Genomic DNA, 21,657 nt, shown 5'->3' on the forward strand with positions numbered 1-21,657 from the left:
GTTCATACCCACCAGCAACGCTGGTGGATGGGGCTACAACAACACCAACCCTGGCGGCAAGCTGTCGCCCAGGCTGCGTTGCTGGTCTTGGGCATCCATCTGTACCACGCGCTCCACCAACTCCAGCCAGCGCTGTGGCGCACCGGCTGCACGCATTTTGTCCAGCACCTGCTGGCGCACGCTGTCGGGAAAGTCACGCGCTACGTCGCCCGTCATGCGGATGATCTGCACGGCAGCAAACATGGCGGTTTCGTTTTTGCGCCAATCTTGCGCCAATGTGGCGTCGAGAAACTCCTGCGCAGCCGAAGGTGGCATCACCAGGTGCGCATTCGCGGCCAGAGACTGGCGGGCTGCCAGGCGGCCCAGTGCCCACCAGGTCTGTACGGATTCATCCGGTCGCTGGAGGCGCTGCAGCATCCACTGCCCCATCTCCTGCCGGTACTGCCAGGGCACGGCTTCCATGGCAGCAAACAGGCGCAGCATGTCGTCATAGCTGCCATGACTGCTCTTGCCTCCGTTGCGCACCGTGGCCTGCTGCACGGTCTTTTGCATGGCGGCAGCCACGGCTTCCAGCACCTGCATCTGCTGTGCTTCGTTCAGGCCTGCCGCCACACGGCGCCAGAACACCCACCATTCCGTCCAGCTGGCAGTGTCCCGGGCGTGTCCCAGCCCCTGCGCATACAAAGCCCAGACCTGCTGCATGCGCCAGCTGTCCAGCTCCGCCCCCACGCCGGGGCGCAAGCACCAGCCTGCAAGGTTGAACCACACGCGCTCATGGTCGGCCGTGCGGCGGCGGCGCCTGGCACGGGCCAGCAAAGTATCAAACAGTGCGCGCAGCAGCGCCACATTCCAGCTGTCCCGCGCGCCCAACACTTTTTCGAGCGACTGGCGCAGCTGGCGCACGTCCTTGGACGTGACATCCTTGGCCTGGGTGCCAAAGATGCGCTCTATCAGCGCCACCGCTTCAGGCAGTTTGCTGCTTGCAGGTTGCAAGCCTTTTTGGCTTTCAGCGCTTGCTGCATCTGCTCTGACAGCTATGTTTTTTGCTTCGGCATGGCTCACCGCACCACGCACGCTGAAGGGCAGCAGCCAGGATTGCGCAGGATCGGCCACAGACACACAGCGCACCTCCAGCGTACCCACCTCCGTCATACAGGCTTGCAGCTGCACTTCGACCAGCGCCAGTGCCTTGCCTTCCGGAGCGGGCAGCACGGTGGACAGCGCAGGCAGCTCCACCCAGCCTTCGCCCTGCAGCGGCAGCAGCTGCCCGGCCTGTGCGGTCAGCTGGCTGCTATTGGCCAGCAGCACAAAGCGCACGGCCTGCCCCAGCCGGAGCGCAAAGCGCCGGCCCGTCAGCACCATGCGCACGCCTTCTTCCGTGCCTTTGGGCAGCAGGCAGACCAGCTGCGGCGCTGCCTCCTTTTTGCCGGGCAGCAGCAGCCAGTAGCTGCGGGCCGAACCTCCGCCAATCGTTGGAACTATCGAAGGTATAGCTGTCAGCGCTTGTCCTGCCTTTTCTAGCGCCTGATTTTGTTCTGAAACTTGCCGGGCCTGTTCACGCGCCAGGCCATAGGCCGCAGCACCGCGTGCCACGGCCCAGTCCGGGTGCGGGTTATGCAGCACACGCACGGGGCTGCCCCGCCAGTCGCAGAGCTGCTGCGTCAGGCGCTGCACCAGCGCATGCGCATGGAACACGCCGCCATTGAGCAGCACGGTATCTGGCAGTGCCTCACCCGCATGCTGGCGCAGAAACTGCGCGAGATGGCGCGAAATGGCCGCATCCGCCGGATACGGCAGGCCAAAGCCGCGCAGCGCGCTCTGGCGCTTGATCGGCCCATCCGTCAGTGCCACTTGCGGCAGAAACCCCTGCACCACCCACTGCTGCACCTGCTCCCGCGTGAGCGTGGCGGACTTGGTGCCGCCCAGCAGCTTGCTGCCGCTGCCCAGCAGCGTGACTGTGACTTGCTCGGGTGCATCCTGCGCCAGCAGCTGCTCCTTGGCCATACGGCAGCGCTGCACCAGCTGCGCAAAGCGCGCGGCGGTGAGCTTCTGGCCTTCTCCTGTCAGCTGTTGCTCCAGCTGGTGGGCCAGCGCCAGATCCATGTTGTCGCCGCCAAGCATCAAGTGTTCACCCACGGCTGTGCGCGTAAGGGTCGGCAGGCCGCCATCGGCAGCAGGCTCCACGCGAATCAGCGTCAAATCCGTCGTGCCGCCGCCCACGTCCACCACCAGCACCAGACGGCTGGCTGCCAGCTGCTGCGCAAGCTGCTCGCCCTGCAGCACCAGCCAGTCGTGAAAGGCTGCCTTGGGCTCTTCCAGCAGCTGGACGCGCTCCAGGCCTGCGAGCTTCGCAGCCTCCAGCGTCAGCGCACGTGCGCCTTCGTCAAATGAAGCGGGCACGGTGAGCACCACCACCTGTGCATGCAGCGGCGCGGCGGGGTGTGCTCTGTCCCATGTGGTCTTGATGTGTGCGAGGTAGGAGGCCGATGCCGCCAGCGGTGAGATCTTGGCCACATCGTCCCCTGCCCCCCAGGGCAGGATGGCGGCCGTGCGGTCAACGCCTGCATGTGAAAGCCAGCTTTTGGCACTGACCACCAGCCGGCTGGGCACTGCCGCGCCCAGTTCACGGGCCCAGCGGCCAATCACGGCCGGAGCTTGCTCACTCGCCCCCTGCGCCTCCCACGGCTGCTGCCAGGCATCGCCCAACTCACCCGGTGCCGCCTGGTAGCGCGCCGAGGGCAGCAGCGCCTCTTGACGCACTTCCGTAGCAGATATGCGCTGCGGCACCTGCAGCAAGGCAATGTCCAGCACCTGCCCGCCAATCGGCACACTGGCCACCACCGTGTGGCTGGTACCTAGGTCAATGCCGATGATGAATTGCGGTGCAGACGGATGCATGAAGTCTCAAAAACAAACCAAAAAGTGGCGCGATCGTAGCAAGAGTACCCCAGCTTGGTGCAGTGCATACAGAGACCCCAAGACCGCTCGTCGCTACATAAACAAGTGCAACAACTTGGCATGCTAATTGCCAAGTGAGGCATACGACCGTTGGTCGCATCTGTTATCGCTTCATATCGCTATGCATAAGACCTCCCGCATCACCCTGGCTGCTCTGGCCCTGACCGGCTGCTGCACCGCACTGGCCCAAAGCAATGTCGCCATCTATGGTCGTATCAATACGTCGATTGAGCACCAGAAGGTCGGAGATCGCTCCGTCACTGCCATGGTCAACAACAACTCGCGCATCGGATTTATCGGGCGCGAAGACCTGGGTAACGGTCTCAGAGCCGGATTCAAGCTGGAAGGTGGCTTTCAGTCTGACACAGGTGCAGGCATGCTCAATGGCGGAGGGTTTTCATTTGGCCGCAGCAGCCATGTCTACCTGAGCGGCAACTTCGGCAAAGTGCAGCTGGGCCGTGCTGGCGGCAGCTCGTACGACTATGTTGCGGACTATGGTGTACTGGACGAGCCCAACCACGACACTGGTACAGTCTCCGACGCACTCTACTACGGCGTGACGCGAGGGACTAATGGCATCTCTTACAGCACGCCCAATATCGCAGGTCTGATCGTAGAAGCTGCGCTTTCCATGCACGAGAAAGATCCGAGCAGTGACATGAAGAACAGCGTGGACCTGTCAGCCATCTGGGGACGTAGCAACTGGAACTTCGGTGCAGGCTACACCAAGCGCGGTGAACGCAACCAGTGGGGCCTGCGTGCTTCGTACACCTATGAAGCCTTCGAGATTGGCGCCTATATCCAGCGCGCAGACGACCCCGTTTCTGGCTCGGTCTGCAACCGCGCGACGGGTGGCTGCGGTACACGCAACTCAGGGCGTGTCAACACCATGTACACCACAGGCCCCTCGCAGTTCGTGATTGGTTATGGCTGGGCCGGTAGCTGGAGTGAGCAGCGTGACAGTGATGCCAAGCAAATCATGCTCGGCTACAACTACCACCTGAGCAAGCGCACCAAGGTCTACGCCCTGTTCACCAAGTACGACAACGCAAAAAACGCGAAGTACGGCTACAGCTTTAACGGTGGCGTCGGCTACGGCCAGGATGCCCGCAGTCTCGGCGTTGGCCTGCGCCATGCGTTTTAAAAGCTGACCGCTTCACGTCGTTGCATGCTGTACAGCAGAAAGCTTCCAGTGTTTGCAGCGCCGGAAGCTTTTTACTCGTGCATGCTGAAAAACCTTGACCCCAGAACCTAAAGCCACGCAATCCACAGTGCCGACAACAGCAGGCAGATCAGCGCCACGGGCAGACCCGCCTTGGCAAAGTCCATGAACGAGATGTTCACGCCGCTGGCCTTGGCCTGCTCCACCACCACAATGCCGGCCAGGCTGCCAAAAATCACCATATTGCTGGAAAAGCCCGTGCCCAGGGCCAGTGCGGCGCACAGCGCATCCGAGTTCGCGCCTGCCTGAAGGTAAGGAACCAGCAGCATCACGGCGGGGTTGTTGCCCACGATATTGCTCAGCACCGCGCTGGTCCAGAACAAAGACTGCGGTGCATCCAGATTCACACCCATGTGCTTCAGATCACCCAGCACCTGCTGCGGCAGGCCCGTGGCCGCCATGGCGGCATTCACCACAAACAGGCCCATGATGAGCAGCAGCAAATTGCCATCGACTTCCTGGAGCACATCGCTGGAGGCAATACTGCGGTTCACCAGCAAGATGCCGGCTGCACCCAGCGCCACAATTTCCTGGGGCCAGATATCAAGCACAAACAGCACCACCGTCACTGCCATCACCAGCGCAGCCTTGAGTGTTTCTGTCACATTCAGCACTACAGGGGTAGCCTGCGCGGCGGCTGGTGCCGAGGCTGCCTGCTGCGGCAAAGTCCAGCGCCCGCGATACAGCCAGGCCACCACACCCCAGACGATCACCAGCGAGCCCAGTGCAGGCACACCCGCAAGCTTGAGCAATTCCACAAACGACACATCCAGCGCCTGCGCGGCGATCATGTTCTGCGGACTGCCAATCATGGTGCCCACCGAGCCTGCATTGGCCGCAAAGCAAAAGGCCAGCAGAAAAGGAATCGGATTCAGCCCCCGCGCCAGCGTGATAGACACCAGCAGCGGCGTCATGGCCACCACCACCACATCATTGGTCAACATGGACGACAGCACGCCACTGACCAGCACAAACACGGCCAGCAGCTTGGCCGGACTGATGGGCAGCAAAGCCACCTTCTGCGCCGTCCACGCATAAAAGCCCGAGACCGCAAATGCGCCAGAAATCACCATCAGCCCGAACAGCAGCCCCAGCGTCTTGTAATCCATGGCCTGCCACGCTGCCTGCGCCGAAATACTGCCCAGCGCCATCATGGCCAGCGCTCCCACCACCGCCGCGCCGGTGCGGTCTATCTTGAAGCCCGGCAGCTTGCCAAAGCCCATGGCGATATAGACCAGAATAAAAATCAGCAGCGTCACGTTCATAGCTTGTTTCTTATGTGATGTGTGTTCCAGAAGCATGCAGCCTAGCTGCAGCCCGCACCTGCCAGCCAGCTGAGGGCAGACATACCTGTGCCACGAGGTCACACCTCATCAAGGCAGTTTGGAGACAGCCTCTGCGCCAGCGCCTGCCACATAGGGCAGCTGCCCGATGCCATCAATACAGAACTGCACCCCCATGCAGATCAGCAAAAAGCCCATTACCCGTGACATGGCATCAATACCGTGCGGGCCCATCTTGACCACGATGCGAGGCGCTGCCCGCAGACAGGCCCAGAAAATCACACCCAGCATCACGGCCACCACCACAGGTGCCAGCCACCACACCCATGCGGCATATTCCGCACGTACCTGCTGCATTTGAGAAGACGCGCTAAGCACCATCGCCATGCTGCCCGGCCCGGCGGTTCCGGGCAGTGCCAGGGGCACAAAGGCAATATTGGCCAGCTGCGGCTGCTCCGCACCTGCACCAGAGTCTGCATCCGGCTTCGGAAACAGCATGCTGAAGCCGATGAATGCAATGATCAGTCCGCCTGCAATACGAATTCCCGGCATGGAAATATCCAGCGCATGGATCAGCGTGTGGCCGATGTAATAGGTGACCAGCAAAATGCCGACCACATAACAGGCCGCCTGGAAGATTTGCCGGTTTTTCTCCTGTCGCGGCAAGTGCTTGCCCATGGTGACCAGCAAGGTCATCGAGGTCATGGGGTTGGCCATTGGCAGCATCACAGCCATGCCCGTCCCTACCAGCTTGAAAAATTCAACCACCTCCAGCATGCAAGCACCTTCACTCTGTCAACACATTTGAAAAAAACACCTTGAACTGCCCCTGCCCTGCTCAACGCACGGGCAAGTTCTCAGCTGATGGCGAGGGCGCCGCTGCATCGCGCTGGACGTACAAAGTCTGCGTCGGATACGCAAAATCCGCCCCGTGCTTTTGCACAATCTCGATGATCTGCAGATACACCTCCTGCTGAATGCCCAGCCACTCGGCCCACTTGGTGGTCTTGGTAAAGCAGTACACCATGACGTTCAGCGAAGAATCCGCAAACGCATCGAAGTACACGAGGATGGTCTGTGTCTGATCAATGTCCGGGTGATGGCGCAGCATCTGGTCAATGTCCTGCACGATAGCCCGCACCTTGCCCGCATCTTCATAGCGCAGACCAATTTCGGTGCTGATGCGGCGGTTGGTCATGCGGCCCGGGTTTTCCACGCTGATGGAAGAAAACAGCGAGTTCGGCACGTACAGCGGCCGGTTGTCAAACGTCATGATCTTGGTGAGCCGCCAGCCGATTTCCACCACCGTGCCTTCAATCTGGCGGTCGGGCGAGGAGATCCAGTCACCAATATTGAACTGGCGGTCAAAGTACAGCATGGTGCCGGAAAAGACATTGCTCAGAATGTCCTTGCTGGCCATGCCGATGGCAATACCGCCAATGCCACCAAAGGCCAGCAAACCAGACATGCTGAGCCCAAAGCGCTCCCCAAAAAAGAGCAGCATGATGATGAAGATGCCAAACTTCATCACCCGCCCGATCATGTGGGCCGAGGTTGGGTCACGGCCCTTGCTGATCTGCTTGTTCTCCAGCCGGTTAATCAGCATGGACAGCTGGTACATGAACAGACCGACGATGAGGATGACCGTGACCACATCCACAGCGCCGGGGGAAATCCAGTTGAGCTGATAGTCCACGATGGCCATGCGCACATAGTGCCGCGCAACGCCCAGCGCGCAGAACATGAAAGACAGCTGCACCGCATGCACGATGATGCTGCGTGACCAGCTGCGGCGGCGACGCTCCAGCCAGCTGAGGCTGAGGGCCGCGAGCAGGCACACCAGCAACAATCCAGCCCCAAACAGGTATTGACCCAAGCTTGCGTGGTCTTCCACCTTGTCTCCTCAAAGGCCGAGCACAGGCAGGTTCGGCATCTGCAAGCGCAGGTACAGCACCTGCCGGGGCATTATAGAAATTGCAGCACCAGCGACTGCGTAGGAGAGGCGGCACGCCCAAGCAATGCGGTATGCATCAGGGCATTCCCTTGGTCATACGCAGACTGCATGACGTTCTTCCATTTCATCGTTATGCCCTGACAGCTAATTGCTTGATAGTTGACGTAATCGTTTGACGATGTGTGCATCTTCGTGCTCAAGCCGTCCCTGCTGGGAGACACAAGAGACGGCACGAAGATTGCATGACCATGCCATAACAAGGAGTCCTCTATGCGTCAGTTTTCCGCCCGTATAACTTTGGCATGCGCTGCAGTCATGGCAGCCTTTGGTGCACAGGCACAGTCTCCCGCCACGCTGGACAAGATCCAGCAGCAAGGCAAGGTGGTGATTGGTGTGCGCGAAAGCTCAGCCCCCATGGCCTATGCACTGGGCGGCAACCACAAGTTCGTCGGCTACCACGTGGAGCTGTGCGAGAAGGTGCTGGCCAAAGTCGTTCCTCAGGCCAAGATTGAATACATGGCCATGACAGCGCAGAACACCCTACCGCTGGTGCAGAACGGCACGGTGGATCTGGGCTGTGGCCCCACCACCAACAACATGGGCCGCCAGAAGCAGGTGGCGTTTTCCGTCACCACCTATGTGAGCGAAGTACGCATGGCCGTGCCTGCAGACTCACCTATCACCTCCTTCAAGCAGCTGGATGGCAAAACTCTGGCCGCCTCGGCTGGCACCACGGCGGTGCAGCTGCTGCGCAAATATGCCAAGGACAACAACGTCGAGCTGCCTCTGCAACTGGGCAAGGACCACTTTGAAAGCTTCATGCTGCTGGAAGCCGGCCGTGCCGAAGCCTTTGTGCTGGATGACAACCTGCTCGCAGGCGTGATTGCCAACTCCAAGAATCCCGATGGTTACAAGATCGTGGGTGAAGTGCTCGGTGCAGAACCAATTGCGCTGGTGATGCGCAAGGATGACCCGGCCTTCAAGCAAGCCGTGGATGCGGCGCTGATAGAGATGATGAAGTCCGGCGAAGTGGCCAGCATCTACGACAAATGGTTCATGCAGCCCATCCCACCCAAGGACAAGCCTCTGAACCTGCCCATGGGCGAAACCCTGAAGCAATTGCTGCAAGAGCCCAACGACAAGCCACTGGAGGCTTACACCTCCTGATGACCGTCGTGCAGACCGCGGATGCACGCGGCGGTCTGCAGACAGACTCTGTGTGATGGGAATGCCACGGAAAGGATGTTTGCATGATGGATCGTCGTGATTTTGTTCTCGCCAGCATGGCGGCGCTGGGGCTCAGCCAGACATGGGCGCAGGCGCAGTGGCCACAAAAGCCCGTGCGCGTCGTCATCCCCTACACCGCAGGAGGGGTGACTGACAGCGTGGGCCGCAAGCTGCTGGAGCAGATGGGCCAGGCTCTGGGCCAGAACTTCATGGCAGAAAACAAAGGTGGTGCTGGCGGCACGGTCGGCATGGCAGAAGTAGCCAAAGCCCCGGCCGATGGCTATACGCTGGCGCTGAGCGCCATCAGCCCGCTGACGCTGTCACCGCATCTGATGAAACTGCCTTATGACCCGTTCAAGGACATTGTGGCCGTCGCGCCCATGATGTATTCACCGGTCTATGTGCTGGGCACCACGGCCTTCAGCGGCAAGAGCTGGGATGACCTGATTGCCCAGGCGAAAGCAAAGCCCGGCAGCATCCGGATTGCGACCTCTGGTGTGGGCTCGGTAGGTCACATCATGGTGGAGCAGATTCAGGCGCAGACAGGTGTCGAACTGGTGCACGTGCCCTACAAGGGAGTAAGTCAGGTGGTCACAGATGCTGCTGGCGCGCACTTTGAAGTCATGCTGGGCAACCCTTTCCCCACTATCAATGCACTGATTGAGCAGGGCAAGCTGCAGGTACTTGCCACCACAGGCCCGCAGCGTGCACCCAATCAGCCACAGGTACCGACGCTGGCTGAACTGGGTGTGCCACAGGCCAATCTCACCTCCATGTTTGGCTTCATGGCTCCGGCAGGCACGCCTGAAGCCATTCTCGAGCAGATCAAGCAACTGGTGCAGACCCACATCCGCACGCCAGACATTCAGGCCATCCTGCAGTCCACTGACAATATCGCGCTCTTTCAAAGCAGAGAGGAGTTTGCCGACCTGCTGCGCAAGGAAAGTGCCAACAACGCCGCGATCATTGAAAAAGCAGGGATTCGCATGTAAGCCGCGCAGAGCTGGCCTCCCGCCTCAAAGAAGCTGCCAAGGCTACTTCTTTATGCCCGTCTATCCTTGCTGTCCTATCCCTGCTGTGCTTGCGCCATGAAGCTGGCTGCAGCTTCTTTGAGCCAGTCACGAAAGACCTGCAGCGGTGGATAGTCCGTGCGACTGCTAGGCCAGGCCAGGTAATAGCGCTCTGCACTTTCCATCTCAGGGCAGCCAGGCAGGGCATGGACCAGATCACCGTTTGCGAGTTCGCGCTCAATCAGAAACTTGGGCAGCAAGGCAATCCCGACCCCAGCCGTTGCAGCCTGCGCAGCCGTCGCAAACTGGTCCAGCAGCATGCCTGGGGTTTCTGCCACACGACAGCCCTGGTGCTCAAACCAGCGACGCCACGCATCCGGGCGCGATGCAAGATGTAGCAGCGGTGCCTTGATCAGGTCCCGTGGCTGGGAAAACTGGTGCTGCGCCCACATTGCTGCGCTGCAGGCTGGCACCACGGTTTCACTCATCAGAAACGCCAGCTCTGCACCAGGCCAGTGCGGCTGACCAAAGTGGATGGCCGCATCCACGGCTTCCAATTGAAAGTCAAACTGCGACAAGCGCGTGGTGAGATTAATGGTGATGCCCGGTTGCTCCGAAAAGAACTGCGGCAGGCGCGGCGCCAGCCACCGTGTACCAAAGGTCGGCAAGATGGCCAGGTTGAGCTGGCCACCTTGTGGGTTGGTCCGAAAGCTCAGCGTGGCATTCGCAATGCGCATGAGTGAGCCACGTATTTCCTGCGCATAGGCCTGACCGGCTGCCGTCAGCCGCACCGTCTGGCGTTCGCGCACAAAAAGCTCTGCCCCAAGACGATCTTCCAGTGCCCGTATCTGGCGACTGACCGCACTTTGCGTGAGATGCAGCTCTGCGGCAGCGGCCGTAAAGCTCTGGTGTCTGGCTGCAGCTTCGAACGCGCACAGCAAGGACATGGGGGGCAGAAAACGTCGAGACAAAGACATGCGTGTCAAACCAAGAGAGCCAGGCCACGGTCATTCCAAAATCGTATGACCTGAGCACACGATTATCGTTTGACCGAGCACTGACCAGCACGCAATATGCATAGCAAATATCTGGTGATAACCCTGCGCATATGCACTGTCAGCACCAGATTTTTTTCTTGCCCCCTGTTTTGCACTTACAGCCATGAGTCACACCCAGCCCCATTCCGGTTTCGTCTCCAGCAACGATATTCGCACCCGCTTCTCACGCGCCATGTCTGACATGTACCGCAAGGAAGTTCCCCAATACGGCACCCTGGTAGAACTGGTGGCTGACATCAACGCACAGGCGCTGCAGGCAGACCCTGCACTGCACGCACAGCTTTCACGCACTGGTGAGCTTGAGCGCCTGGATGTGGAGCGCCATGGCGCCATCCGAGTCGGTACAGCCCAGGAACTGTCCACACTGCGCCGCCTGTTTGCCGTCATGGGCATGGAGGCTGTGGGCTACTACGACCTTTCCGTCGCAGGTGTGCCGGTGCACTCCACAGCATTTCGTCCCGTCAAGGATGAAGACCTGCTAGCCAATCCGTTCCGTGTCTTTACCTCGCTGCTACGTCTGGAGCTGATTCAGGACCCCGCACTGCGTGCACAGGCACAGGAGATTCTGGCGCGCCGCAATATCTTCACGCCACGCTTGCTGGAGCTGATTGCACAGGCCGAGCGCGATGGCGGTCTGAACGATGCAGATGCAGACAGTTTTGTGCAGGAAGCGCTGGAAACCTTCCGCTGGCACAGCGAAGCCACGGTGGACGCAGCCACCTACACGGCCCTGCAGCAGGCGCACCGCCTGATTGCCGACGTGGTGTGCTTCAAAGGCCCGCACATCAACCACCTGACACCACGCACGCTGGACATTGACGCTGCACAGGCAGGCATGCCCGCACGCGGCATGGATGCCAAGGATGTGGTGGAAGGCCCTCCGCGCCGCAACTGCCCCATTCTGCTGCGCCAGACCAGTTTCAAGGCGCTCAAGGAAAGCATCCGCTTTACCGATACGCAAGGCGATGCACTGGGCGCCCACACAGCACGCTTTGGCGAAATTGAGCAGCGCGGCGTAGCACTGACACGCAAGGGCCGCGCCCTGTACGACACACTGCTGGCACAGGTGCGCAGCATGGACAACGCGGGCAGCGCCGCCAGCGACTACACGGAGCGCCTGCAGGCCGCATTTGCCCAGTTCCCGGATGACCACACTACGTTGCGCCAGCTAGGCCTGGCTTTCTACCGCTACAGCATCAGCGGCCCTGCCTCCAACAACCATGCCGGCGCAGATCTGGAAACCTTGATTGCTCAGGGCGTAGTACAGGCAGAGCCCATTACCTATGAAGACTTTCTGCCCGTGAGTGCGGCTGGCATCTTCCAGTCCAACCTCGGTGGCGACGAGCAGAAGCACTACCAGGCGAATGCCGCACAGCAAGCCTTTGAAGCAGCACTGGGCGGCAGCGTGCACGATGAAATTGCCCTGTATGAAGCCGCACAGCAGCGTTCGCTGCACAAGGTCTGCGAAGCACTGGGACTGGCGGTGAACGCATGAGCACCTGGACACCACAGGCCATTGAACAGGCTTTGCTGCCTATCGTGGGCCGCCATGGCTTGCTGATGGGGGATGACACCGTCAGCTACGAGCACGGCGCACGCTACGGTCAGGGTAAGGCCCTGTGTGTAGTGCGCCCCGCCACCACAGAGGAAGTACAGGAAGTCGTGCGCTGGTGCGCGGCTCACCATATTCCACTGGTTCCACAGGGGGCCAACACGGGGCTGGTCGGCGCCAGCACCCCGGATGGCAGCGCTACACAGGTGGTGCTCTCTACCAGCCGTCTGCGCCAGCGCTGCGACATTGATGCTGCCAACCGCAGTGTGACCGTCGATGCGGGCATGACGCTGCAGGAACTTAACGAAAAGCTGGAACCACTGGGTCTGTGGTTTCCCGTGGATCTGGGGGCCAATCCATCCATTGGTGGCATGGTGGCCGCCAACACCGGCGGAACGCGCCTGATCCGCTATGGCGATGTGCGCCACAACGTACTGGGCCTGCAGGCCGTGCTGCTGCACCCACAGGCACAAGTACTGCAGCTAGGTCGTGCACTGCGCAAGGACAACACGGGGCCAGACCTCAAGCAGCTGTTCATCGGCACCTCAGGCGCCGGTGCAGTGATCACCCAGGTTACGCTGGAAGTCCAGCGCAAGCCTCAGCAAAGTGCGACGGCGCTGGTGGTACCTACCTCGGACGAAGCCGTACTGCAGCTGCTGCAGGCGCTGGAGCAGGACCTGGGCGACTACCTCAGCGCCTTTGAAGGCCTGAGCGGCAATGCCATGCAGGCAGCGATTGAGCACGTTCCCCATCTGCGCAACCCGTTTGCGCCAGAGCCTGCACCAGACTTTGCCATCCTGATCGAGCTGGAAGCCCAGAGCAGCAAGACCTACACCGGGCTCGACCTGCAGGAGGCGCTGAACCAGTTTCTGCAGGACCAGTTTGAGCACACCATCTGCAACGCCGTCATTGGCAATGCGGCAGAACTCTGGCATCTGCGCCACAGCATCACCGAAGGTGCACGCGCACTGGGCAAGCCTATTGCCTTTGATGTGAGCGTGCCTCGCTCACGCATCATGGCGTTCTGCCGTGCAGCGCGTGCGGTGGTAGATCAGGACTTTCCGTTCCTGCACGTGGTGGACTTTGGCCATATTGCCGATGGTGGCGTGCACTTCAACGTCATCTGGCGCAACGATGCCGCCCTTGCCTATGACCCAGCACAGGTACAAGCCCTGCGCGATCGCATCTACGCCATGGTGGTGCAGGACTTTGCAGGCAGCTACAGCGCAGAGCATGGCATTGGTCCGCACAACCTTGCCTACTACCAGCAGTACACACCGGCACCCGTGCGCCAGCTGGCACAGGGGGTACGCCAGCTGATGGACCCTGAGCAGCTGTGCGGCACGGTGGACTTTGGCCTGAACGCCACCGTGCACTGAGCAGCACCCAGCTTCACCACACGGCCTGCCATGGTGCATGGCCGCTGTTTTCTGCCCCAGTCTTTGTATGCCCATGACACCTATGCCACTGGCTGACTTCACCCCCATGTTTGCAGAGCCTCAGGGCTCGCCCATTCGTGAACTGTTTCCTTACCTGAGCCGTCCGGGCATGATTTCGCTGGCTGGCGGCTACCCTTCTGCCAGCCTGCTGGATGCACAGGGGCTGGCCATGGCTGCCCAGCAGACCATGCAGCAAGGCAGTACACATTTGCAGTACGGTGCCACCGAAGGGCTGCCCAGCCTGCGCTCAGCGCTGGCCCAGCAGGCCGAGGAACGTGGCATGCAGGCGCGTGCCGAAGACATTCTGGTGACCACCGGCTCACAGCAAGGCTTTGACCTGCTGGTGCGCGTACTGATCTCGCCTGGTGACAGCGTGCTGGTGGAAGTACCCGCCTATCCAGCCACCTTGCAGGCGCTGCGGCTGGCACAGGCTCAGATGCTGTCCATCCCCATGGATGCCCACGGTCTGGACACCGAGGCGCTGGCGCAATTGCTGTCCGCACTGCCAGCCAGCCAGCGCCCCAAGCTGCTGTACACCGTGCCCAACTTCTCCAACCCACGTGGCAGCCTGCTGACGGCCAGCAGACGCACGCAGCTGGTACAGCTGGCGCTGCAATACGGTTTCTGGATTGTGGAAGATGATCCCTATGGCGAGCTGCGTTTTGATGCAGCCGATGGTCTGCCGCTGGCCATGCCTCCATCACTGCATGCCGTGGCCCAAAAGATGCTGGCAGGCAGCAGTGCGCGCAATCCCGTGATCTACCTCAGCAGCCTGTCCAAAACCATCGCGCCTGCGCTGCGTATAGGCTGGATGCTGGCAGATGCCAGCATGCTGCGCCGCTGCAGCATTGCCAAGCAGACCAGCGATCTGTGCACCTCTGCGCTGGCCCAGGCGATTGCCGCCGCCTATCTGGCGGGTGGCCGCTATGCCGCCACCGTGGAACGTGCCCGCCGCGAATACCAGCGCCGCATGCAGGCACTGACAGAAGGGCTGCTGCAACTGCCCGGCCAGCCCATTCGCTGCACCGTCCCGGCAGGCGGCATGTTTGTCTGGGCGCAGCTGGACCCAGCACTGGATGCACAGCGGCTGTTTGATGCCGCCGTGGACAACGGCGTGATCTACGTGCCGGGGCACGCCTTCTATCCTGACAAGCCAGACCTGCACACGCTGCGCATGTCGTTTGCAGCCCCCGAAGTGCCAGACATCGAGGAAGCCGTTCAGCGCCTGGCGCGCGCCTGCGAAAGCGCCATGCAATCCTGAAAGCCCGATTGCTGAAGGCAACAAAAAAGCCCACGGACCAAGGGCCTGTGGGCTTTGCTGCATGTGGGCAGTGTGCGGTTGCGGCTTATGCGGCTTATGCGGCGTCTGCGGTTTCTGCGCGCACGTCAAACTCCACCTTCCAGCGCTCTGTGCCGCCCACGGGCACGGCGTTCAGTTCCAGCGTGCCAATGTCGGTCACGCGTGCCTGCAGGGTCACAGGCACGACTTCACCGGGCTGGCGGCCTTCGGCGGGCAGATTGGCTTCAATCTCCTGCAGTTCCACGAGTTCTTCCGGCCCCCAGAAGTCCAGCATGGTGCCCACGGTGTCGCTGCGGCGCACGGACGAGCCAAAGAAGCGCAAACGCACAGGCTCGCCCACGACCAGACCCAGTTGCAGGTCAGGCACGGCCGCTTCGGTGCCTTCTTCCATGCCAAACGGTGCCAGACACAGCGCGGAAATCGGTGGCTCCATGCCGGGGATGGCTGGCATGTTCGATTCCACGCCAATGTAGTACGACTGCGCCGTACCGCCACGGATACGCATGCCACGGCCCGAGCCGTTGATGTAGCCAAAGTAGGCCGCACCACGGGCCACGGCCAGGTCCAGATTCGCACCGTCGAGCAAACGTGCAGGCTCGCAAGCCTCTTCATCGAGCCAGCCGTTGATGACGTCCAGAATGCGCTGCTCAATCTGCGTGGCCTTGAGCACACCGCCGTTGAACAGAATGGCCGTAGGGTGCAGGAAGGTGGAACCAGGCTCCTGATTGCCTTCCAGACCGGGAATGTTGTCCAGCGCGTTGACCTGGCGGCTCAGGAAGGCCGCCAGATGGCGTGTGACGGCGGCGTCCTGCGCATAGGGCAGGCCCAGCTGCGTCAGACCTGCGCGGGCGCGGGTCTGGGGCTTGTCGCTGACGGCCACCTTGGGGAAGAAGCCTTCGACCAGCATGGCCAGCACTTCGTCGCGCGTGACTTCGGTGCGGATGCTGCCACCAATCAGCTTGCTGCCACGGCTGGGCACGACCACGGGCACGGACTGCAGGCTGGCGTCAGCCAGCAACTGTTCCTTGGCCGCGCGGCAGCCATGTGCCAGCGCGCGGGTCTGCCAGGCGTCCAGCTGTTTGCCTTCTTGCGCCAGCTTGCGCGCCACGCCATAGGCCAGCGCCAGGTCCATGTTGTCGCCGCCGAGCAGAATGTGCTCGCCCACGGCAATGCGCTGCAGCTCGAGGTTGCCATCGCACTCCAGCACGGCGATCAGCGAGAGGTCGGTCGTACCACCGCCCACGTCCACCACCAGGATGATGTCGCCATGCTTGACCTGCTTGCGCCATGCGCCGTTGCTGGCCTGAATCCAGCTGTACAGCGCTGCCTGGGGCTCTTCCAGCAGTGTCAACTGCTTGAAGCCCGCCGCGCGGCAGGCCTCGGCCGTCAGCTCGCGTGCAGCAGGGTCAAACGATGCGGGAATGGTGACGGTGATGTCCTGCTGGTCAAACGGCGCTTCCGGATGGGCCTGTTCCCAGGCCCAGCGCAGGTGCTCCAGATAGCGAATCGACGCGGTCAGCGGCGAGATGCGACTGACTTCCGCGGGCGCATCGGCTGGCAGCAAGGGGCTGCGGCGGTCCACGCCGGGGTGGCACAGCCAGCTCTTGGCGCTGCTGACCAGGCGAATGGGCGTGGCCGCACCACGGCTGCGCGCGAATTCACCCACGATAAAGTCCTGCTGCACCTGGCCGGGCAGCGTGCGTTCAGCCTCGGTCAGCTCGCTCTCGTGCGGCAGGTACAGAAACGATGGCAGCAGCGGCAAAGCCTGTACGCTGGCAGGCGCGGTGAGCTGGGGAATCTCCAGCACCTGCTGCACGACCTTTTCACCGTCGCTGGCGGCCTTGTCCACAAAGGACAGGGCGCAGTGGGTGGTACCCAGGTCAATACCAATGCTGAATTTCGCGCCATTTTGGCCTTCAGCGCCCGTAGATACGGTGCTGGCAGCTACAGAATTTTTAGCAAACGCGGCTTTCTGGCCCGACTGTGCAATGGATGCAAACACGCTCATGGCTTACAGCTCCACTTCTGCCTGGGCAATGACCTTGGCGGCCCGGCTGTCAGTGAGCTGGGGCAGCTTCACTTCAGTGACCTGCCAGCCGCGATGGCCCAGCGTGCCGGTAAAGGGCGCCTGCCCCACCACATTGCCTGTCAGGCGCACGGCAGCAGCGTCAAAGCCTGCCTGCAGCGTAATGCGCGTGCCTTCGGCTTCTGTGCGCACGGGCGCGATGGCGAAATGCTCGCGCAGCACCTTGCGGCAGCCTTCGTGCACCACACGTGCAGCAGCGCCGATTTCGGCATCGGTGTAGGGGGCTACGTCTTCCTGGATGAAGTCCACAAAGCGTGCTTCGCGCTGCATCAGGCCCAGCAGCTGCAGGGCAGCCGTCTGCGTGGGCACTTCCACGGTTTTTTCCACGATCTTTTCGACCGGAATCTCTACGCGCTTTTCCACGGTTTTCTCGACGATTTTTTCCACGGGTACTTCCACGCGGACTTCGACGATCTTCTCAACCGGCACTTCGACACGCACTTCCTTGGGCGCCACATCAGCCGCCAGGGCTTCGCCTGCGCGCAGGCGGGTGATGTCAGCCGCCAGACGGCCATTGCCCAGGATGGCAAAAAAACTACCGATCGCAATGGCGATGCGGCTAAAGAATGAGGGTGGTGTTTGGGATGTCATAGACATGTTTCATGAAGCGCTGCCAGCAGCAGGCAGCGGCAAGCGCACGTATTCCCGGGTAGCAGAAGGCCTGTGCCTGCCTGTTCCACACGAAGGCCTGAACAGCCCATGCACGCGCGCGCAAGAGGGGCGATGTTACCCAAAGCACCAAGTCCTGCGTGATTTGCAAGGTATCGCCGCTGCGCTATGTACGCCATCGCATTCGCTGCACGCTATGCTTGCGGCCTTGCTCTTGCTCTGATTACCCACGCCATGTCTGTCCACCCCGAAGCCCCGAATGCCCAGAAACAGCGCCGTGGCCTGTCACGCCTGTGGCATGCAGGGCGCTACTCCCTGGAAGGCCTGTGCGCAGGCTGGCGTGAGTCCGCCGCCTTTCGGCTGGAGGTGATGCTGGCGCTGCTCATGCTGCCTGCCAGCTGCTGGCTGGGCCGCACCTGGCTGGAAACAGCCGTGCTGGCCGCCGCCGTCGTCGCCGTCATGGTGGTGGAGCTGCTCAATACTGGGATTGAAGCCGCGATTGACCGCATCGGCCCCGAGTGGCATGCCCTATCCAAACTCGCCAAAGACCTGGGCAGTGCCGCCGTGCTGCTGAGCCTGCTGCTGTGTGGCGGCATCTGGGCAGCAGCCATCTACCAGAACTGGATATCTGAAGTGCTTGGCTAAGCGCTGCGCCGTCTACACTTGGCGCCTGCTTGTCTGATTTTTGAGGTTTCACCCGTGTTCACCGGCATCATCCAAGCCGTGGCAACGATTGCCGCGCTGCGCGACCAGGACGGTCTGCGCACTTTCACCATGGAATTTCCCGAGGGCTTTTGCCAGGACCTGGCCATTGGCGCCAGCGTCTCGCACGACGGCGTGTGCCTGACGGTGACCGAAATCCTCTCGCCCACACGCGCCACGTTTGATGTGATGCTGCAAAGCCTGAACATCACCACGCTGGGCCAGTACCAGGTGGGCGATGTGCTGAACGTGGAGCGTGCCGCCAAGGATGGGGCGGAGATCGGCGGCCACCCGCTGTCCGGCCATGTGGACTTCACCGCGCCCGTGCTGGAAGTGCTGAAGACGGACACCAACCACAAGATCCGCTTTGGCATTCCCGAACCCTTCCGCCCCTATGTGTTTGCCAAGGGCTATATCGCCATCAATGGCGCCAGCCTGACGGTGGCGGAAGTGGACCGCAAGGCCGGCTGGTTCGAGGTCTGGCTGATTCCTGAGACCCTGCGCATGACGGTATTTGGCCGCAAGCAGGTGGGCGATCTGGTGAACATTGAGATCGAGCGCAGCACGCAGGTAGTGGTCGATACCGTGCGCGAAACTGTCGAGGCCAGCCTGGGCCAGCTCAAGCCGGTGCTCGAAGCCCTGCTGCAAGAAAAGGGGCTGAGTCTGGAAGACTTTATCAACGTGCCCAAGCTCCCCAAATAAGAGCTTGCAGCGCTTATAAAACAAGGACTTCAGATAGAAAACTATCTGAAGTCCTTTTATTTTGTGCGCAAGCAGCTATCAAATTGAAGGCATGAAGCGCCGCAGGCGCAGTGCGTTGCTCAGCACAAACACGCTGGACATGGCCATGGCCCCCGCCGCAAACATGGGTGAGAGCAGCGTGCCGTTAAACGGATAGAGCACGCCAGCGGCCACCGGAATCAGCGCCACGTTGTAGGCAAAGGCCCAGAACAGGTTCTGGCGGATATTGGCCATGGTGGCCTGAGACAGCGCCATCGCTCTGGGCACGCCCTGCAGGTCACCGGACATGAGCACCACATCGGCAGATTCGATGGCAATGTCCGTGCCCGTGCCAATGGCCACGCCCACATCGGCCTGCGCCAGCGCGGGTGCGTCGTTGATGCCATCGCCCACATAGGCCAGCGTGCCGTACTGCGCTTGCAGGCGCTGCACTGCATCGACCTTGCCGCCGGGCAGCACTTCAGCCACGACCTCGTCAATGCCCAGCTGCTGCGCAATCGCCTGCGCCGTGTGGCGGTTGTCGCCCGTGATCATGGCCACCTTCAGGCCCAGCTGGTGCAGCGCGGCAATGGCAGCGGGCGTGCTGGGCTTGATGGGATCCGCCACAGCAATCATCGCGGCCAGCTGCCCGTCGATGGCGGCATACAGCGGCGTCTTGCCTTCGCGGCCCAGCCGTTCGGCCTCTGCGGCAAACAGGGCCACATCGCAGCCCAGTTCTGCCATCCAGCGGTCTGCGCCAATGTCCACACGCACACCCGCGACCTGTGCCCGCACGCCACGGCCTGTGAGCGACTCGAAACTGTCCACCGCAGGCAACGCCAGCCCTTGGGCCTGCGCTCCTTCAACGATGGCCCGCGCAATCGGGTGTTCAGATTTGGCTTCCACGGCCGCAATCTGTGCGAGCACCGTGGTGCGGTCCAAACCGGGGGCGAGCAGCACATCGGTCAGCTCCGGCTTACCCTTGGTGAGCGTGCCGGTCTTGTCCACGGCCACCACCTTGGCATCCTTGAGCAGCTGCAGCGCCTCGCCCTTGCGCAGCAGCACACCGAGCTGTGCGGCACGGCCTGTGCCGACCATGATGGAAGTCGGCGTAGCCAGTCCCATTGCACATGGGCAGGCAATGATGAGCACGGCCACGGCGTTAACCAGCGCCAGGGACAGCGCAGGCGCTGGCCCCCAGACCATCCAGCCGACAAAGGTCAGCAGCGCCACGGCCATGACGGCAGGCACAAACCACATCGTCACTTTGTCCACCAGCGCCTGGATCGGCAGCTTGGCGCCCTGCGCCTGCTCCACCATGCGGATGATGCCCGCCAGCAGCGTGTCCGCCCCCACCTTGGTGGCCTGCATGACCAGCGCCCCCTGCTGGTTCACCGTACCGCCCATCAGCGGCGCGCCGTCGGTTTTTTCCACGGGCACCGGCTCACCGCTGAGCATGGATTCATCGACAAAGCTGCGGCCTTCCAGCACCACGCCATCGACAGGAATGCGCTCGCCGGGGCGCACTTCCAGCACATCACCCGCCACGACCTGGGCGATGTCGAGTTCCATCACCTGCCCGCCCCGCCGCACACGCGCGGTCTTGGCCTGCAGCTGCACCAGCTGCTGAATCGCCTGCGAGGTGTTGCCCTTGGCGCGCGCTTCCATGAAGCGGCCCAGCAGAATCAGCACCACGATGACAGCGGCCGATTCGTAATACACATGCGTGCTGCCTGCAGGCAGCCACTGCGGCGCAAAGGTCGCAACCAGCGAATAGCCATAGGCCGCGAGCGTGCCCACCGCGACCAGCGAGTTCATGTCCGGCCCACCACGCAGCAGGGCGGGAATGCCTTTGGCATAAAAACGGCGGCCGGGGCCGATGAGCACCAGCGTGGTCAGCACGCACTGCAGCAGCCAGCTGCTGTGCTGACCGATGGCGGCATGCACCCAGTGGTGGAAGGCAGGCCACAGATGGCCGCCCATTTCCATCACAAACACCGGTAATGCCAGCGCGGCAGCGATCCACAGTTCGCGCTGGAGATGCTGGCTTTCTTCGGCATGGCGCTGGGCGGTGCTGCCTGTGGCGGCTGGCGCATCGGCCTGCAGCAGCTGTGCCGGATAGCCAGCCTTGCTCACTGCCGCGAGCAGACGCGCTACATCCACTCCATCCACCACCTGCACCGTGGCGCGCTCTGTTGCCAGATTCACGGTGGCGTTCAGCACACCGGGTTGCTTTCGAAGGATGCGCTCCACACGCCCCACACAGGAGGCACAGGTCATCTCCTGCACCTGCAGCTCCAGGCTGTGCTGCGGCACACTGTAGCCTGCTTTTTCAATGGCGGCGATGGCGGCGGGCACATCCGCTACGCCAGCAAAGTGGATGCGCGCCTGCTCGGTGGCCAGATTGACGCTGGCGTCCTGTACACCGGGCAGTTTTTTGAGCACACGCTCCACACGCCCCACGCAAGAGGCACAGCTCATACCCTGTACGGGCAGATCTACTTGAAGGGAGGAAGAAGGGGTTGCAGTAGCCATAG

General features: G+C 61.7%; 16 protein-coding genes. 8 read left to right on the forward strand and 8 right to left on the reverse strand.

Translation table 11 applies throughout. The features are described 5' to 3' along the window. Positions 1–33: 33 nt before the first annotated feature. Positions 34–2,898 carry an Hsp70 family protein gene (locus B5M06_RS03870; RefSeq protein WP_054065151.1) on the reverse strand — a complete coding sequence of 955 codons (2,865 nt, stop codon included), beginning with the start codon at positions 2,896–2,898 and terminating at the stop codon, positions 34–36. 181 nt (positions 2,899–3,079) lie between these two features. Here B5M06_RS03870 and B5M06_RS03875 point away from each other — a divergent pair, with 181 nt between their 5' ends. After that, positions 3,080–4,102, forward strand: a complete 1,023-nt coding sequence (locus B5M06_RS03875) for a porin (protein WP_054065150.1) — start codon at positions 3,080–3,082, stop codon at positions 4,100–4,102. A 107-nt stretch (positions 4,103–4,209) separates the two neighbouring features. Here the strand turns inward: B5M06_RS03875 and B5M06_RS03880 are convergent, their stop codons facing one another. From B5M06_RS03880 to B5M06_RS03890, 3 genes are all read right to left on the reverse strand, one after another. Further along, on the reverse strand, positions 4,210–5,445 hold the full coding sequence (locus B5M06_RS03880) for an ArsB/NhaD family transporter (RefSeq protein ID WP_054065149.1): 1,236 nt from the start codon (positions 5,443–5,445) through the stop codon (positions 4,210–4,212). Between the two features lie 108 nt (positions 5,446–5,553). Then, complete coding sequence (locus tag B5M06_RS03885; RefSeq protein WP_054065148.1) at positions 5,554–6,240, reverse strand: MarC family NAAT transporter; 687 nt, start codon at positions 6,238–6,240, stop codon at positions 5,554–5,556. A 61-nt stretch (positions 6,241–6,301) separates the two neighbouring features. Then, entirely contained in the window at positions 6,302–7,357 is a 1,056-nt protein-coding gene (locus B5M06_RS03890; protein ID WP_054065147.1) for a mechanosensitive ion channel family protein, read from the reverse strand. Positions 7,358–7,687: 330 nt separating this feature from the next. On the opposite strand from B5M06_RS03890, the gene B5M06_RS03900 reads away from it, so the two are divergent. Together B5M06_RS03900 and B5M06_RS03905 are read left to right on the forward strand one after the other, a co-directional pair. Then, positions 7,688–8,584, forward strand: a complete 897-nt coding sequence (locus tag B5M06_RS03900) for a transporter substrate-binding domain-containing protein (RefSeq protein WP_054065145.1) — start codon at positions 7,688–7,690, stop codon at positions 8,582–8,584. An 83-nt stretch (positions 8,585–8,667) separates the two neighbouring features. Then, positions 8,668–9,636 (forward strand): Bug family tripartite tricarboxylate transporter substrate binding protein, encoded by a 969-nt coding sequence (locus B5M06_RS03905; RefSeq protein ID WP_054065144.1) that lies wholly within the window; start codon positions 8,668–8,670, stop codon positions 9,634–9,636. A gap of 74 nt (positions 9,637–9,710) precedes the next feature. Here the strand turns inward: B5M06_RS03905 and B5M06_RS03910 are convergent, their stop codons facing one another. Then, positions 9,711–10,631 (reverse strand): LysR family transcriptional regulator, encoded by a 921-nt coding sequence (locus B5M06_RS03910; protein WP_054065207.1) that lies wholly within the window; start codon positions 10,629–10,631, stop codon positions 9,711–9,713. A gap of 184 nt (positions 10,632–10,815) precedes the next feature. Between B5M06_RS03910 and hglS the strand changes: the two genes are divergently transcribed. The 3 genes from hglS (at position 10,816) to B5M06_RS03925 (ending at position 14,964) form a co-directional block, all read left to right on the forward strand. Continuing rightward, positions 10,816–12,207, forward strand: coding sequence for a 2-oxoadipate dioxygenase/decarboxylase HglS (hglS, locus tag B5M06_RS03915; RefSeq protein ID WP_054065143.1), 1,392 nt, complete (start codon positions 10,816–10,818; stop codon positions 12,205–12,207). Further along, positions 12,204–13,643 carry an FAD-binding oxidoreductase gene (locus B5M06_RS03920; protein WP_054065142.1) on the forward strand — a complete coding sequence of 480 codons (1,440 nt, stop codon included), beginning with the start codon at positions 12,204–12,206 and terminating at the stop codon, positions 13,641–13,643. The genes hglS and B5M06_RS03920 overlap by 4 nt, the downstream gene beginning before the upstream one ends. Before the next feature lie 67 nt (positions 13,644–13,710). Then, positions 13,711–14,964: an aminotransferase-like domain-containing protein gene (locus B5M06_RS03925; protein ID WP_240183992.1), complete on the forward strand. Its 1,254-nt coding sequence runs from the start codon at positions 13,711–13,713 to the stop codon at positions 14,962–14,964. 94 nt (positions 14,965–15,058) lie between these two features. Here B5M06_RS03925 and B5M06_RS03930 read toward each other — a convergent pair whose 3' ends face one another. Together B5M06_RS03930 and B5M06_RS03935 are read right to left on the reverse strand one after the other, a co-directional pair. Beyond that, complete coding sequence (locus B5M06_RS03930) at positions 15,059–17,011, reverse strand: Hsp70 family protein (RefSeq protein ID WP_054065141.1); 1,953 nt, start codon at positions 17,009–17,011, stop codon at positions 15,059–15,061. Between the two features lie 3 nt (positions 17,012–17,014). Beyond that, positions 17,015–17,680: a DUF2760 domain-containing protein gene (locus B5M06_RS03935; protein WP_054065205.1), complete on the reverse strand. Its 666-nt coding sequence runs from the start codon at positions 17,678–17,680 to the stop codon at positions 17,015–17,017. Positions 17,681–17,932: 252 nt separating this feature from the next. Between B5M06_RS03935 and B5M06_RS03940 the strand changes: the two genes are divergently transcribed. Then, positions 17,933–18,343, forward strand: coding sequence for a diacylglycerol kinase (locus tag B5M06_RS03940; protein WP_054065204.1), 411 nt, complete (start codon positions 17,933–17,935; stop codon positions 18,341–18,343). Positions 18,344–18,397: 54 nt separating this feature from the next. Beyond that, entirely contained in the window at positions 18,398–19,102 is a 705-nt protein-coding gene (locus B5M06_RS03945; protein WP_054065203.1) for a riboflavin synthase, read from the forward strand. A 78-nt stretch (positions 19,103–19,180) separates the two neighbouring features. Here B5M06_RS03945 and B5M06_RS03950 read toward each other — a convergent pair whose 3' ends face one another. Next, positions 19,181–21,655 carry a heavy metal translocating P-type ATPase gene (locus B5M06_RS03950; RefSeq protein ID WP_054065140.1) on the reverse strand — a complete coding sequence of 825 codons (2,475 nt, stop codon included), beginning with the start codon at positions 21,653–21,655 and terminating at the stop codon, positions 19,181–19,183. Between the last annotated feature and the right edge of the window lie 2 nt (positions 21,656–21,657).

Source organism: Comamonas kerstersii (genome assembly GCF_002056725.1).
GTDB lineage: Bacteria > Pseudomonadota > Gammaproteobacteria > Burkholderiales > Burkholderiaceae_C > Comamonas > Comamonas kerstersii.

What these genes read in the sequence shown, in the direction of transcription:
- B5M06_RS03870 (WP_054065151.1), bottom strand. Translation starts at nt 2,898, where the DNA reads ATGCATCCGTCTGCACCGCAATTCATCATCGGCATTGACCTAGGTACC.
- B5M06_RS03875 (WP_054065150.1), top strand. Translation starts at nt 3,080, where the DNA reads ATGCATAAGACCTCCCGCATCACCCTGGCTGCTCTGGCCCTGACCGGC.
- B5M06_RS03880 (WP_054065149.1), bottom strand. Translation starts at nt 5,445, where the DNA reads ATGAACGTGACGCTGCTGATTTTTATTCTGGTCTATATCGCCATGGGC.
- B5M06_RS03885 (WP_054065148.1), bottom strand. Translation starts at nt 6,240, where the DNA reads ATGCTGGAGGTGGTTGAATTTTTCAAGCTGGTAGGGACGGGCATGGCT.
- B5M06_RS03900 (WP_054065145.1), top strand. Translation starts at nt 7,688, where the DNA reads ATGCGTCAGTTTTCCGCCCGTATAACTTTGGCATGCGCTGCAGTCATG.
- B5M06_RS03905 (WP_054065144.1), top strand. Translation starts at nt 8,668, where the DNA reads ATGATGGATCGTCGTGATTTTGTTCTCGCCAGCATGGCGGCGCTGGGG.
- B5M06_RS03910 (WP_054065207.1), bottom strand. Translation starts at nt 10,631, where the DNA reads ATGTCTTTGTCTCGACGTTTTCTGCCCCCCATGTCCTTGCTGTGCGCG.
- hglS (WP_054065143.1), top strand. Translation starts at nt 10,816, where the DNA reads ATGAGTCACACCCAGCCCCATTCCGGTTTCGTCTCCAGCAACGATATT.
- B5M06_RS03920 (WP_054065142.1), top strand. Translation starts at nt 12,204, where the DNA reads ATGAGCACCTGGACACCACAGGCCATTGAACAGGCTTTGCTGCCTATC.
- B5M06_RS03925 (WP_240183992.1), top strand. Translation starts at nt 13,711, where the DNA reads ATGCCCATGACACCTATGCCACTGGCTGACTTCACCCCCATGTTTGCA.
- B5M06_RS03930 (WP_054065141.1), bottom strand. Translation starts at nt 17,011, where the DNA reads ATGAGCGTGTTTGCATCCATTGCACAGTCGGGCCAGAAAGCCGCGTTT.
- B5M06_RS03935 (WP_054065205.1), bottom strand. Translation starts at nt 17,680, where the DNA reads ATGACATCCCAAACACCACCCTCATTCTTTAGCCGCATCGCCATTGCG.
- B5M06_RS03940 (WP_054065204.1), top strand. Translation starts at nt 17,933, where the DNA reads ATGTCTGTCCACCCCGAAGCCCCGAATGCCCAGAAACAGCGCCGTGGC.
- B5M06_RS03950 (WP_054065140.1), bottom strand. Translation starts at nt 21,655, where the DNA reads ATGGCTACTGCAACCCCTTCTTCCTCCCTTCAAGTAGATCTGCCCGTA.